Consider the following 13374-nt stretch of genomic DNA (forward strand, 5'->3'; position numbering starts at 1 on the left):
CGGCACAATCCGGTCACTGCGGACGCTGGCGCTGAGAGACCACACTGCTGTTCAGAAGGAGAACCATGTCCCGTATCGCTGTCATCGGAGGGACCGGCTATGCCGGTTCGAACATCGTCGCTGAGGCGGTGTCGCGCGGTCATTCGGTGATTTCCGTTTCCCGCTCGATAGCTGTTGAGCGGGTAGCGGGTGCGATGTACATCGAGGGTACGATCCTCGATGTGCCGACCCTGCTTGCGCAGATCGACGAGGTCGATGTCGTGATCCAGGCGCTGTCACCGCGTGGGGACATGGTGGGCAAGGTGCGTCCGGCGACCGCCGAGCTGTTCGCCGCTCTGCCGAAGACGGTACGACTGGGCGTTGTCGGGGGAGCGGGTGGCAGTCTTGTTGCTCCCGGTGGCGCCCGTCTTATCGACTCGGGATTCCCCGAGGAGTACAAGGCCGAGGCGCTCGAGGCCATCGGCGTGTTGGAAGACCTGCAGAAGACCTCCAGCGACAAGGACTGGTTCTTCGTGCACCCCGCCGGCGGGTTCGGCGTCTGGGCACCGGGGGAACGCACCGGGAAGTACCGCGATGGCGGTCTATTGCTGGTCACCGACGAAAAGGGCGACTCGTTCATCTCCGGTCGCGACCTCGGCGTCGCGTTCGTCGACGAGATCGAGAACCCGAAGCACAGCCGCGAGAACTTCGCCGTCGGGTATTAGTCAGACCAGGTCACGCCAGTCGACGGCCTCGTCCTCGGCAGAGATCGGCATGGCGCCGGTCATCACCGGCAGAGACATCGTCTCGGTGGGCGGTCCCATGATCGTCGCTTCATCGCGGCGATGGCGCAGCACTTCGTTGATGTACGACGTCAAGACTTCGGCGAGCGGAACCGAGCGCCCTCCGGCCTGGGAGAGATACCAGCGGTGCTCCAGCACCTGGTGGAAGACTTCCGCTGGCTCCAGCTTTGCCCGCAGGTCGTACGGGATCGCCCGCACGACGGGTTCGAAGACTCGGGTGAGCCATTCGTGGGCGTACATCTCTTCGTCCGCCCAGTCCTTCTTCGAGCGTGCCCGGAACTCGTCGAGATCGTTCAGCAGGCGGCGGGCCTGATTCTCCTCGACGTCGAGACCGGTGAGGCGAATGAGGCGCCGCTGATGGTGCCCGGCATCCACCACCTTCGGCTGAATCTCGACGACCGTGCCGTCAGCGGTGGTCGACATCGACATCTCGTCGATGTCGAAACCGAGCGCGTTGAGGCGTTCGACGCGTTCAGTGATGCGCCATGTCTCGTTCGCCGAGAATGATTCTTCGGCCGTGAGCGCGGCCCATAGCGAGTGATACGACGACACGATTCCGTCGGCGATCGCGACAGCATCCACGCCGTGCTCGAGTCGTCCACCGGCGGCAAGGTCCATGATCTCGCCGGCGATGTTCGTGCGTGCGAGGTCGAGGTCGTAGAGGCGCTGCCCCTCGGTGAGGCCCTCTTCGTGCAGCTCACCGGTCTCGGCATCCACCAAGTAGGCGGCGAACGCGCCGGCATCGCGACGAAAGAGCGTGTTCGACAGCGAGACGTCGCCCCAGTAGAAGCCGACGTTGTGTAGGCGAACGAGCAAGAGCGCGAGCGCATCGACGAGCCTGGTGGCGGTGTCGGGGCGCAGCACACGGGTGAATAGTGCGCGGTAGGGCATGGAGAAGCGCAGGTGCGCGGTGACGAGGACTGCGGGCAGTGGCGTGCCCGCGGCATCCGTTCTTCCCGCGATCACCGCGACGCGATCAACGCACGGTACGTCCAGGCGGGTCAGGTTTCCGAGCATGTCGTACTCGCGCTGGGCCATCTCCGCAGTCGTCTCCTTGACAGCGACGACGCGGCCTGCGAGATCGGCGAAGCGCACCAGATGTCGGGAGAGGCCCTTAGGGAGCGAGACGATGCGCTCGGATGGCCACTTCGCGAGCGGAGTCGACCACGGCAGTGTCAACAGCTCGGGATTGACCTTGCTGGCGGTGATCCGAAGTGCGTCCTGCATAACTCTCCCCGGGGAAACGACGCGGCGCGGGCGACCCGAAGGTCAGCCCGCGCCGCGTGTGATGGAACCTACGAAGCCGAGACGACCGGCTTGTCGTTCAAGCGCAGGCCAGACTCGATGTCGAACGCGTGGACGTGTCCAGCGCTCGCAGCGAGCGTGACCGTGTCGCCAGCGATCGGGTGGCTGCGGCCATCGACGCGTGCGACGAGGTCGGCGCGCTTGCCGTTGATCTCGGTGTGGCCGTAGAGGTAGCCGTCCGCGCCGAGCTCCTCGACGAGGTCGACCGTGACCGAGAGGCCCTTGCCGTCGGCGGGACCGACGACGATGTCCTCGGGGCGCACGCCGACCGTGACCTGGCTGCCGTTGGCGCGGCCGACGGTGTCGCGGTCGAGCGGGACGACCTCGGTACCGAACCGAACGCCACCCTCAGCGAGGTCCGCCGAGAAGAGGTTCATGGCAGGCGAGCCGATGAATCCGGCGACGAACACGTTCTCCGGCTTCTCGTACAGGTCGCGGGGCGTGCCGACCTGCTGCAGGAGGCCATCCTTGAGGACGGCGATGCGGTCACCCATGGTGAGAGCCTCGGTCTGGTCGTGCGTGACGTAGACCGTGGTGACACCCAGGCGACGCTGCAGCGACGCGATCTGCGTACGCGTCTGCACACGGAGCTTCGCGTCAAGGTTCGACAGCGGCTCGTCCATGAGGAACACCTGCGGCTGACGGACGATGGCGCGACCCATGGCAACACGCTGACGCTGACCACCGGAGAGGGCCTTCGGCTTGCGGGTCAGGTACTCCTCGAGGTCGAGGAGCTTTGCGGCCTCAAGCACGCGGGCGGCACGATCTTCCTTGCCGATTCCAGCGATCTTGAGCGCGAAGCCCATGTTCTCGGCGACGGTCATGTGCGGGTACAGCGCGTAGTTCTGGAAGACCATCGCGATGTCACGGTCCTTCGGGGGCACGTCGGTGACGTCGCGGTCGCCGATGAGGATGCGTCCGTCGTTGACCTCTTCGAGGCCAGCGAGCATACGCAGCGACGTGGACTTACCACAGCCAGAGGGGCCGACCAGGACGAGGAACTCGCCGTCTGCAACCTCAAGGTTCAGCTTGTCAACTGCCGGGCGGGTACCGCCGGGGTAGAGACGCGTCGCGTCATCGAAAGTGACAGATGCCATTGTTTTCTCCTTCACCGGCAGGTACGTGCCGGACGATCCGTTGTGATGGATGCGGTGGATTTGACTCCACCGTGGCCCGCCATCGGGCCGTGTTCAGTATGGCACGGATGGGCGCACCTGGTTGTTTCCCAGCCTGACTGGTTAACATCGAAGGCGGTGCTGCTCAGCGAAGCGGACTCCGGGGAGCCCGTCCCCACAAGACTTTCAAGAGGAACGATGTCGAGCGACAAAACGCCGAACGTCCCCACCCCTCGCAATTCCCGTGAGGTGGTTCGGGAGAAGGCCCAGCAGGTGCACGCCCAGCAGTCGAGGGTTCGCGTCATGCGAAGGATCATCATTGGGGTGGTCGCCATTGTTGCGGTCGGTGCTATTGGCACCGCTGTGACCATGGCCGTCACTTCGACGATCTCACAGCCGACGATGAGCCCGAGCGGCATGTCGAGCGACGGCATCATCGTGTCTGACGTCCCAGAGGCGAGCAGCGAGAGTGTGCCTGAAACGCCAGCGCCTGAGGTGCTCGAGGAAGAGGCAGAGCCGGCTCCCTCCGTGTCGGCGGCCGCTGTCGACGTGCATATCTACGTCGACTACCTCTCACCTGGGGCCGGAGAGTTCGAGCGGGCCAACGCCCGCCAGCTCGCCGGTTGGATCGACGAGGATGCCGTCACTGTGACCTACCACCCGGTGTCGATGCTCACGGCAAGCTCGAACGGCACGAAGTACTCGCTGCGTTCCGCGGCCGCTGCTGCGTGCGTAGCCACGCACTCACCGGAGCAGTTCTACGCGTTCAACCATGAACTGCTCATCAATCAGCCGGAGGTAGACAGCAACGGCTCGACAGATGTTGAGCTTGCCGACCTCGCAGTTGCCGTCGGTGTCGATGACCCCAAGGTCGTTCGCAGCTGTATCGAGGGTGCCGACTTCGTCTCGTGGGCGAAGGATGCAACGTCGCGCGCGCTGGCAGGGCCGCTGGCCGGATCCGACGATCTTGTACTCACGAGTGCACCCATGGTCGTTGTCAACGGCGAGGCGTATGTCGGTTCGCTGAAGGATCCTGCGGAGTTCTCACAGTTCGTGCTCACCGTTGCCAGCGACACGGATGCAACGCCGTCTCCGGCGCCGGCCGAGACGCCTGCTGCTACTGAAGCGCCCGCCGAGCCTGAGGCACCTGCCGAGACACCGGCCGGATAGTCTCGCGACTGTCCACCGATTGCTCTGCGCCTCCGACGCTGTCCGTTCAGAGTTGACAGCGCGGTGCCTTAGAATTTGTGTTGCGGCATCGTTTCGGCGCCGCATGCCGACTTAGCTCAGCTGGTAGAGCACCTGTCTTGTAAACAGGATGTCGCGGGTTCGAACCCCGCAGTCGGCTCCATTTCTCACCGAGAATCGCCCAGTCGGCGGTCTCAGTTACTGCGCGCTGTTTGGCTTCCGCCCTCTGCGCGGGCGATTGTGCCACGCCGCGATCGCCTCTGGTGTCAGATCGTCGCGATCCCACAGGTAGCCGGACACATTCCCGATCGGGTCGATGAACGCATCGCTCGCGGAGGAGGCTTCACCGGAATCGCGCCGGCGCATCGTCTGGCGCAACGACACCGGTGTGACGCCGAGCAGCGCGGCCACCTCGTCGATCGTCGCGTAGCGCTCGGCGAAGCGCGGCTCGGTCGTGCCATCGCGCAGCGCGCGCGGGCGGGACTTTTCGTCGGACATGGTTTCCTCCCTGGCGTGACGCCCCACGATATCCGACGTCGGTGCGGCCGCAGCTAGCATGGCGACATGGACGACTCCGTCACCCGTCTCGACGTGCCAGGCACGCACAACTTTCGCGAGGTCGCCCCCGGTGTACTGCGACCCGGTCGCCTGTACCGATCGGATGCCCTGCACCGGCTCACCCGCGCGGGGCGCGAGCGACTCAAAGAACTCGGAATCAGCCAGGTCATTGATCTGCGATCGGGGTTCGATCGACGTATCGGCGGACGCGACAGGCTGCGTGGCACCGGTGCGTCCTATCTCGCTGTTCCGATCGATGGTGCACCGCGCAAAGTCGATCCGAGCACGCTCACACTTCGTGACGTCTATGAGGTGGTGCTCACCCGACATCAACAGGATCTCGGACGGGTCATCCGTGCTGTGGCATCCGCCGAAGGCCCGGTCGTCGTGCACTGCACCGCGGGCAAGGACCGCACCGGCCTGGTGTCGGCGCTCATCCTCACCGCGCTCGACATCGACCGCAATGTCATCGTGGCCGACTATGCAGCCACCGCGGCAAATTTGTCGGGCGTGTGGACAGAGCGGATGCTACGCAAAGTGCGACGGTTCCGCGTGCCGATCACGGACAACCTCGTCAAGGTGCTTGCGGGATCGCCGCCCGAATTACTCAACGAGACGTTCGACTGGCTCGACAGCGAGCACGGTGGGGCGTTGGCCTATCTGGAGCAAGCGGGCGTCGATGCGGCCGTGCGGGATCAGCTCCGCCAGAAACTGCTGCCGCCGCGCTGATCGTCAGAAAAGTCGATCCGCTTCACCCTTGTCGTTCCCCGCGGTGGCACTGCAACGCGCGCATCAGCGGATGCTCATGCAGGGATCACGACTCGGGTGTGGGTTCGGGTCCATGCCTGGGTCGCGACTTGGACGGCGTCCCACGGGGAGCCGAGCGGGGGTGTGTAGGAGAGGTCAAGGTCGGAGACCTGCGCGATGGTGAGGCCAGCGTGCAGAGCGGTGGCGTATGTGTCGACGCGTTTCGCGGTCTCCGTGCCGAGCCGGCCGACCAGCTGCGCGCCCAGCAGTTGCCCGCTCGCGGTGTCGCCGGTGATCCGGATGGTGATGGGCTGCGCCCCCGGGTAGTAGCGTTTGTGGTCGTCCGCGACGGACTGGACCGTCAGCGGGGAGAGGCCGGCGACTGCGGCGTCCTGGTCGCGGAGGCCAGTGCGGGCGGCCACAAGGTTGAAGACTTTCACGACCTGGGTGCCGACGGAGCCCGAAAACCGGGCGGTCCCGCCGAGCGCGTTTTCCCCGGCGATCCGGCCCTGCTTGTGCGAGGTGGTCCCCAGTGGCAGGTAGGTGGCACCCAGGAGCCGGTGGTGGGTGATGACGCCGTCGCCGGCGGCGAACACGTGCGGCAGGCCGGTGCGCATCTGCTGGTCGACGACGACTGCGCGCCCGGCGCCCAGGGTCGCGCCCGCCTGCTCGAGGAGTGTCGTGTTGGGGCGGACGCCAACGACGGCGAGGACGAGGTCCGCGGTGTGCGTGACGGACTGCCCGTCACGGGTGCCGGTGACGACGAGGCCGGCCGGGGTTTTCTCGATCGCGGCGACGAGGGTGTCGGTGTGGACGGTGATGCCGTGCTCCTCGAGCTCCGTGCGGACGAGGCCGCCGAGTTCGGAGTCGAGGGTGGAGAGGACCTCAGGTCCGCGCTGCAACTGCGTGACATGCATGCCGCGGGCTACGAATGCTTCGGCCATCTCGAGGCCGACGTAGCCAGCACCGATGATGATCGCCGAGGCCGGGTTCCGTTCGGTCAGGTGCCGGTCGAGTGCGAACGTGTCGCCCATCGAGTGGATGACATGGACGCCGTCTTCGGGTCCCAGCCGGCCCAGGCCTGAGATCCCGGCGTGAGACGGGAGCGCTCCGGTCCCGACGACGAGCTCGTCATAGGCAATCGTCGACTCAGCTCCGGACTGGTCGCGGACGGTGAGCCTCTGCCCGGCGATGTCGATGTCCGTGGCAAGCGTGTTCAGCCGTAGCTTCATGCCGGTCGCTTCCAGGTCTGCGTGGGTGCGATGCGCGAGGGACTGCCAGGGAGCGACCTCGCCAGTGAAGTAGTAGGGGATCCCGCAGATCGAGTAGTTCGGGTAGGCGTCAGCGACGACCACCGTCACCTCGACATCCGGGTCGATCTCCCGCGCGCGCAGGGCGGCGGAGATGCCTGCGTCACTGCCGCCGATCACAGCGATATGGGACATGCAGGAATCTCCTTCGTGAGGCGCGCTGCTGCGATCGCGGACCGGACCCCAACGCTCACCAGTACACCTGTGCCGGGGAACTCGGCGATGTCGCGGCGCAGCGGGGTCGTGTAGTTCATGGGCTACTCATTTTGATGAGCTGACCATAGCTCGGTCAACATTGAGGCAATGAACGGTGAGCGAATTTTGTCGGCTAGCTTGCCCCTAGGCTTCTCTCCGTCTAGAAGAGTTGGGCGGAATCCTTTGGCGGGATTTCGCCATCTGCGGGGGCGGCTCGGATCCTCTCATTGAACGGCGAAGCCGCAGCGATCGCCGCGTTGATCAGGTCCCCTCCGGGACTCGACGCTTCGAGCCACTCCTCCGCGAAGCCCGGGTTGATCAGCAACGGCATCCGCTCGTGGATGTGCTCCAGGTGTGGCGCGGCGGGTTGCATCACGATGCTGTAGCAGGTGTAGTCCGTCCCGTCGGCGGCGCGACCAGGTCGGGTCACCGCGGCAAGCCCGAGCAGAGTGTTCTCCGGAGCGGTGAAGTGATGCCAGACGCGCGATGGCTTGGCCATCTCGCGCCAGTATGAGACCGGGACAATCGCGCGATCCGGGAGCGAGCCCTTGCTGCCCGAGAGTCGTTCGGATCGAGTGTTGATCGACGCGAAGCTCGCCGGTGCGCCGCTCACTAAGTACCCCCACCAGGCGAGCTCCAGGCTCGAAACACCAGTGACAATAGGGTTCAGGTTCCGCAGATTCTTGCCCGTCGGGCGGAGAATTTCACCGTCGTTGCGCGCCGCCCAAGACCGAAGCCCCTCGAGTACGGCGGAATCGACGACCTCCTGATACTCGCGATCGTCAAACCGAGGGTCCAGCCCGTAGCTTGCGCACATGCGGCAAGAGTAGCCCCGCTCACCGACATTCAGTGTCAGAAGAGTGGCTTCTGTTTGGGTAGTGTGTGCGGCCCTCGCTCCCTGACGCTGTGTGAGGATGGCTCGCATGGACTACACGTATCTCGGTCGTACCGGGACCTCTGTTTCGCGAATCGTTCTGGGCACGATGAACTTCGGCGATCGCACCTCGGAAGAGGACGCGTTCGCAATCATGGATCGTGCCCTTGAGCTGGGCGTGAACTTCATCGATACGGCAAACGGATACGGGGGTTCCGCCGGGCGTGGAGCAACGGAGGAGATCATCGGTCGTTGGTTCGCCGCCCGCCCAGGTGTCCGCGACAACATCGTGCTGGCGACGAAGGTGCATTCGCCGATGGCTGATCCCGGCCCCGACGGTGATGCCGTCAACGCCCGTGGCGCATCCGCATGGCAGGTCCGCCGTGAGGCGACCGCGTCGCTGCGGAGGCTGCAGACCGATCGGATCGACCTATACCAGTTCCACCACATCGACCGCCACATCTCCTGGCAGGAACTGTGGCAAGCCATGGAGGTTCTTGTAGCTCGGGGTGAAGTGGTCTACACGGGAAGCTCGAACTTCGCGGCATGGAACATCGCCCAGGCCAACGAGATCGCGCAGCAGCGACACTTCCTCGGTCTGGTGAGCGAGCAGTCGCTCTACAACCTGACCCAGCGATCGATCGAGCTCGAGGTCATTCCCGCGGCCCAGAACTATGGCCTCGGCATCCTTCCCTGGTCGCCGCTGGCCGGTGGCCTGCTCAGCGGAGTGTCATCTGACGCCAAGGCGCGGTCCAACGCTGACCGCGTCAAGAGCGCCCGCGACGATCGTCGCTCGCAGGTCGACGCCTATGAGAGCTTCGCGCAGGAGCGCGGCTGGACTCCGTCTGCGCTGGGCCTCGCATGGCTGTTGCACCAGCCGGGCGTCACTGGGCCGATCATCGGGCCGCGCACGGTCGCTCAACTGGAATCGGCAGTGTCGGCGCTGGATATTCGACTCAGCACAGACGATCTCCAGAAGCTCGACGTGATCTTCCCCGGTCCCGGTGGGCAGGCGCCGGAGGCGTACGCCTGGTAGCCACACGACTGCCGGCGCGAATCGCTAAATCGCGGACATCCGGTGGTCAGGGGAACGACCTCTGCTCGGGTAGTGTGCACGAGTGACTGAGACCCGTACGTTGTCCGCGCCTTTGGCGCTGGGCGGCGCCGTCGCAATCGGAGTGATGACTGCGATCCAAGCGCGGATCAACGGCGTGCTCGGAGTCCGCATCGACGACGGCATCGTCGCTGGTCTCATCTCATTCAGCGTCGGACTTGTCGTCCTCATCGTCGTCACGATTCTGCTGCCCTCAACGCGCGCCGGGGCCGGTCGGCTGTGGCGCGGCATCCGCTCGCGCACCATCCCGCCATGGATGCTGCTCGGCGGCGCCTGCGGTGCGCTCACAGTCTCGACGCAGGGCGTGACGGCGGGTGTGCTCGGCGTCTCGCTCTTCACCGTCGGCGTTGTGGCCGGTCAGACCCTGCACGGCCTCGTGCTCGACCGCATCGGATTCGGACCGGCCGGCGTCGTCGCGGTCACACCGGGGCGCGTGCTCGGTGGTGTCTTCGCGCTCGGCGCGGTCGGCATCTCGCTCGGCGGGGATGTACTCGCCACGACCCCGCTGTGGCTGCTCCTGCTACCTTTTGCCGCCGGCATCGGCATCGCGTGGCAGGCAGCAACGAACGGACGCCTTGCCCGACGGGTGCAGTCTCCGATGACGGCGACGCTGATGAGTTTCATCGCGGGAACACTGGTGCTGTGCATCGCGGCGGGCGTCAGCGTCGCTGTGCGCGGGATGCCGCAGACGTTGCCCCTCGAACCGTGGCTGTACGTCGGGGGATTCCTCGGATTCGTGTACATCCTGCTGGGAGCAGCGATCGTCGCCCACACCGGTGTGCTGCTGCTCGGACTCGGCTCCGTGCTCGGACAGCTCGTCACCTCTGTCGTGATCGACCTGCTGTGGCCGGCAGCAGCGGGCCCCGCAATGTGGCAGTTGATCGCGATGATCATTGTGGCCGTGGCATCCGTTGTCGTGGCCATGCCCTGGCGGCGCCGGACTCGCTGAGATCGCCGGGGATGTCCCGCGCTTGGCAGGAGCCGCGCGGGTGGGGTGGCGCACTTTGCCGCGTGGGTGCGCAGGATGCGACCATGTGTGACCCCTGCCCGAACGGGCCGCAGCGGGGCCGCGGGTGGGGTGGTGCACTTTGCCGCGTGGGTGCGCAGGATGCGACCATGTGCGGCCCCCGCCCGGGAAGCAAGCAGGCGGGCCGGTGGCCGGGCACGATGCCGCGCGCCTGCCGCGGCTACCTCTTCTTCGAGGGCATCCGGGTCAGTAGCTCGCGAGCATTTACGCTCTTGCGTCGCCCAGGCCTCTTACGCTCCGGCTTGCCGCCGACGTAAAGCCACCCCAGCAGTTCCTCGTTCTTCTTCAGCCCATGCGCCTTCGCGACGGCCTTCGAGCGCGTGTAGCCGCCGGTGCGCCAGAACACGCCCCAGCCGGCCTCATCCAAGAGCAGACTGAGTGTGTGCGCAACGCCGGAGGCGACAGCCTCCTGCTCCCACCGCGGCACCTTTTCGCTCTTGCGGTAGCTGGCCACCACCGCGATCAGCAGCGAGGCACGCAGTGGCTTTGACGACGGATTCTTGTCACCCTCCGCCTTCGCGATGGCCTTCCCGAGCGCCAACCGATCGTCGCCACGCAACTCGATGAGCCGCCACGGTCGCATTGAGGAATGGTCTGCAACGCGACCTGCCGCGGCCACCAGCGGCAACAGCTCGTCGCTGGTCGGCGCGTCTTCGGTGACCTTCGACCAGGATTGCCGTGCGAGGGCCGCGTCGAGCGCGCTCACGCCTCGGGTGCCTCGGGCGTGAAGTTCAGCGCCAGCGAGTTCATGCAGTACCGGTCGCCGGTGGGCGTGCCGAAACCATCAGGGAACACATGGCCGAGGTGTGAACCGCAGTTTGCGCAACGCACCTCCGTGCGCTTCATGCCGAGCGTGGTGTCCTCGATGAGCTGCACTGCCTCCGGGCGGATCGACTCGTAGAAGCTCGGCCATCCGCATCCGGAATCGAACTTGGTGCCGCTCTTGAACAGCTCCGTTCCGCAGGCGCCACATGTGTAGAGGCCGCCGCGCGTCTCATCGAGCAGTTCGCCTGTCCAGGCACGTTCGGTCGAGGCTTCGCGCAGTACCGCGAACTCTTCGTCGCCGAGTTCTTCGCGCCATTCGGCATCCGTCTTCTTCACGCTGTAGTCCATCAGACCTCCTGTGTCCCTTCTATTGTCCACCGCGCCGAGGCATGGAAGGTCAAACATCGGGTGAGAATGGGTGGATGACGGATGCTGTGCGCGAACGCTACGACCGTTTCGCGCGTGAGGAAGCGCCAGGCCGCTCCGTGATGTACGAGGGATGGGCTGCGGGAGTCGCCGCTGATGCCGACGTGCAGGCGGTGCTCGCCCGCATCCCTGATACACATCGGCAGCCCCCGCTGGTGTTCGCAGTGACGCGGATGCTGGGCGCACCGCTGGCGGGTTTCGAGACGTGGCGGGCGTTTCTTCTCGCTCACGCGGACGAGATCGTCGCGGAATGCTCTGCGCGCCGGGTGCAGACAAACGAGCCACTGCGCCTCGCGCCCCTGCTGCCGGTGCTCTCCGAGATCGACGGGCCGATCGCGCTGCTCGAGATCGGCGCGTCCGGAGGCCTCTGCCTCTACCCAGATCGCTACTCCTATCGCTTCGTTGGCGCCGACGGCAGACTGCGTGCGGCTCTCGATCCGGATGACGGACCCTCTGAAGTCGTGCTCACCAGCGAGGTGCGTGGGGAGATCCCGCCGCTGCGGATGCCTCAGATCGTCTGGCGTGCAGGTATCGACCTTGATCCGCTCGATGCCAGCGACCCGCGAGATCGTGCCTGGCTGCAGGGACTCGTCTGGCCGGGGGAGACAGGTCGGGAGGCGCGGATCACGGCCGCGCTCGACATCGTTGCGGCAGATCCTCCCACGATGGTGCGCGGTGACGCCGGGGAACAGGTGGTGGCGCTCGCTGCATCCGCTCCACCAGGCGCGACGCTCGTGATCACAACGCCCGGCGTTCTCGCCCATATTCCCTGGGCGCGGCGGCAGTCGCTGATCACGCAACTGCAGCACCTGCCAGCGCGCTGGATCACCATTGATGCGCCGAAACTTCATGACGCCTGGCATCCGCCGGTGGATGCCAGCACCTGGCCGGGATTCGTCGTCGCAGTCGACGGGGAAGTGCGTGCGGCCGCCGACCCATTGGGGCGCTGGTGGGAGTGGCGCGCTGGTTCGCCGGGGAATCGCCCTTAGCCTGGACGCATGCTCGGAGACCTCACGGATCGCGACCGCGCGATCCTCGCGCTGGAAGCCGCATGGCCGCGGCACGGCGGCGCGAAGGAAGAGGCGATCCGCACGAAGCTCGGCATGAGTCCTGCGCGCTACTACCAACTGCTCGGACGGCTGATCGACACAGAGCAGGCGCTCGATCATGACCCTCTGCTGGTGCGACGATTGCGTCGGCTGCGCGAGAGTAGAACGGATAAGCGCGTGGCGCGAATGCGTGGATTCGCGGGCTGAGCGACGCCGACTGCGCACTATGTGTGGATTCCAAGGCCCCGCCAGATAACATCGACGAGTGCCTCAGCCCGTCAAAGATCGCTTCGATGATGTTCCCCGTTCCTCTGGACGCGTAGGAGCGCATCGAGCCGAAGCCCCTGGAATGAACGGCTGGGTCGTGCTGCTGTGGTCTTTTGTTGCCGCACTCGTGATCGTCGTCGTCGGCATCTTCGTCGCGTTGATGCTGATGGGACGCATCACTCTGTTCCCCGGTGCGGATTCCTCCGGAGCGCCCGCGCCCGATGTCGAGGGCATCATTGACACGTCCTACTCGGTACTTGTGTACAACGCCACGCCGGAAGAGAGTCTGGACGTGCTGATGCGGGACGCCATCATCAATGCCGGCTGGCCCGCAGAAGCTGTGAGTAACGGACCGGCCGATTCGCAGGACTTCGCTGACACCACCGTCTACTACGTGGCAGACGCTGATCAGCTCGCAGCGATCGGACTTGCCGATGTGATCGGTGGGGCTCAGGTCGAGCAGAGCGATTTCTACGCGAACCCGAATGACCCGGAGCAGAAGCAACTCGTTGTCGTCATCGGCCTCGACCGTACGGCCGCCGCTCCCGAGTCTGCGGAGACTCCCGCGGAATAGTCGCCTCCGTAGCTTGCACTCGATGGGGTCGAGTGCCAGAATGGGCGTTAGCACTCTCGTACTGTGAGTGCTAACCAG

Annotated in this window: 16 protein-coding genes and 1 tRNA gene; 9 read left to right on the forward strand and 8 right to left on the reverse strand. The window is 65.6% G+C overall.

What is annotated here, in order from left to right:
• Positions 1-65 precede the first annotated feature (65 nt).
• Positions 66-704: an NAD(P)-dependent oxidoreductase gene (locus AC1C2Q_RS14130; RefSeq protein WP_495450646.1), complete on the forward strand. Its 639-nt coding sequence runs from the start codon at positions 66-68 to the stop codon at positions 702-704.
• On the opposite strand, the gene AC1C2Q_RS14135 is transcribed toward AC1C2Q_RS14130, so the two are convergent.
• Positions 705-2009: a DUF4032 domain-containing protein gene (locus tag AC1C2Q_RS14135; RefSeq protein ID WP_495431855.1), complete on the reverse strand. Its 1305-nt coding sequence runs from the start codon at positions 2007-2009 to the stop codon at positions 705-707.
• 68 nt (positions 2010-2077) lie between these two features.
• Positions 2078-3184, reverse strand: a complete 1107-nt coding sequence (locus tag AC1C2Q_RS14140; protein ID WP_495431856.1) for an ABC transporter ATP-binding protein — start codon at positions 3182-3184, stop codon at positions 2078-2080.
• A gap of 216 nt (positions 3185-3400) precedes the next feature.
• On the opposite strand from AC1C2Q_RS14140, the gene AC1C2Q_RS14145 reads away from it, so the two are divergent.
• Together AC1C2Q_RS14145 and AC1C2Q_RS14150 are read left to right on the forward strand one after the other, a co-directional pair.
• Positions 3401-4372, forward strand: a complete 972-nt coding sequence (locus AC1C2Q_RS14145; RefSeq protein ID WP_495450647.1) for a DsbA family protein — start codon at positions 3401-3403, stop codon at positions 4370-4372.
• A 105-nt stretch (positions 4373-4477) separates the two neighbouring features.
• A tRNA-Thr gene (locus AC1C2Q_RS14150) sits at positions 4478-4553 on the forward strand.
• A 35-nt stretch (positions 4554-4588) separates the two neighbouring features.
• Here the strand turns inward: AC1C2Q_RS14150 and AC1C2Q_RS14155 are convergent.
• Positions 4589-4888 (reverse strand): hypothetical protein, encoded by a 300-nt coding sequence (locus AC1C2Q_RS14155; RefSeq protein WP_495450648.1) that lies wholly within the window; start codon positions 4886-4888, stop codon positions 4589-4591.
• 66 nt (positions 4889-4954) lie between these two features.
• Between AC1C2Q_RS14155 and AC1C2Q_RS14160 the strand changes: the two genes are divergently transcribed.
• Positions 4955-5677: a tyrosine-protein phosphatase gene (locus tag AC1C2Q_RS14160; protein ID WP_495450649.1), complete on the forward strand. Its 723-nt coding sequence runs from the start codon at positions 4955-4957 to the stop codon at positions 5675-5677.
• Positions 5678-5751: 74 nt separating this feature from the next.
• On the opposite strand, the gene AC1C2Q_RS14165 is transcribed toward AC1C2Q_RS14160, so the two are convergent.
• The 3 genes from AC1C2Q_RS14165 to AC1C2Q_RS14175 all read right to left on the reverse strand — a co-directional run bounded on the left by AC1C2Q_RS14165 (position 5752) and on the right by AC1C2Q_RS14175 (position 8017).
• On the reverse strand, positions 5752-7140 hold the full coding sequence (locus tag AC1C2Q_RS14165) for an FAD-dependent oxidoreductase (protein WP_495450650.1): 1389 nt from the start codon (positions 7138-7140) through the stop codon (positions 5752-5754).
• On the reverse strand, positions 7122-7259 hold the full coding sequence (locus AC1C2Q_RS14170; RefSeq protein ID WP_495450651.1) for a hypothetical protein: 138 nt from the start codon (positions 7257-7259) through the stop codon (positions 7122-7124). The genes AC1C2Q_RS14165 and AC1C2Q_RS14170 overlap by 19 nt, the downstream gene beginning before the upstream one ends.
• A gap of 101 nt (positions 7260-7360) precedes the next feature.
• Positions 7361-8017 (reverse strand): SOS response-associated peptidase family protein, encoded by a 657-nt coding sequence (locus tag AC1C2Q_RS14175; protein ID WP_495450652.1) that lies wholly within the window; start codon positions 8015-8017, stop codon positions 7361-7363.
• A 106-nt stretch (positions 8018-8123) separates the two neighbouring features.
• Between AC1C2Q_RS14175 and AC1C2Q_RS14180 the strand changes: the two genes are divergently transcribed.
• Both AC1C2Q_RS14180 and AC1C2Q_RS14185 read left to right on the forward strand, forming a co-directional pair.
• Positions 8124-9110, forward strand: coding sequence for an aldo/keto reductase (locus AC1C2Q_RS14180; RefSeq protein WP_495431863.1), 987 nt, complete (start codon positions 8124-8126; stop codon positions 9108-9110).
• A 112-nt stretch (positions 9111-9222) separates the two neighbouring features.
• Complete coding sequence (locus tag AC1C2Q_RS14185) at positions 9223-10137, forward strand: DMT family transporter (RefSeq protein WP_495450850.1); 915 nt, start codon at positions 9223-9225, stop codon at positions 10135-10137.
• Between the two features lie 238 nt (positions 10138-10375).
• Here the strand turns inward: AC1C2Q_RS14185 and AC1C2Q_RS14190 are convergent, their stop codons facing one another.
• Positions 10376-10921 (reverse strand): nitroreductase family protein, encoded by a 546-nt coding sequence (locus AC1C2Q_RS14190; protein WP_495431864.1) that lies wholly within the window; start codon positions 10919-10921, stop codon positions 10376-10378.
• Entirely contained in the window at positions 10918-11328 is a 411-nt protein-coding gene (msrB, locus tag AC1C2Q_RS14195) for a peptide-methionine (R)-S-oxide reductase MsrB (RefSeq protein ID WP_495431865.1), read from the reverse strand. The genes AC1C2Q_RS14190 and msrB overlap by 4 nt, the downstream gene beginning before the upstream one ends.
• A gap of 74 nt (positions 11329-11402) precedes the next feature.
• On the opposite strand from msrB, the gene AC1C2Q_RS14200 reads away from it, so the two are divergent.
• Genes AC1C2Q_RS14200 through AC1C2Q_RS14210 form a run of 3 tightly spaced genes read left to right on the forward strand, consistent with a single transcriptional unit; the run spans position 11403 to position 13296 of the window.
• Positions 11403-12395: a DUF2332 family protein gene (locus tag AC1C2Q_RS14200; RefSeq protein WP_495450653.1), complete on the forward strand. Its 993-nt coding sequence runs from the start codon at positions 11403-11405 to the stop codon at positions 12393-12395.
• 9 nt (positions 12396-12404) lie between these two features.
• Complete coding sequence (locus AC1C2Q_RS14205) at positions 12405-12662, forward strand: DUF3263 domain-containing protein (RefSeq protein ID WP_495431867.1); 258 nt, start codon at positions 12405-12407, stop codon at positions 12660-12662.
• A 58-nt stretch (positions 12663-12720) separates the two neighbouring features.
• Entirely contained in the window at positions 12721-13296 is a 576-nt protein-coding gene (locus AC1C2Q_RS14210; protein WP_495450654.1) for a LytR C-terminal domain-containing protein, read from the forward strand.
• Positions 13297-13374: the final 78 nt, after the last annotated feature.

Source organism: Microbacterium sp. Y356, assembly GCF_059445355.1.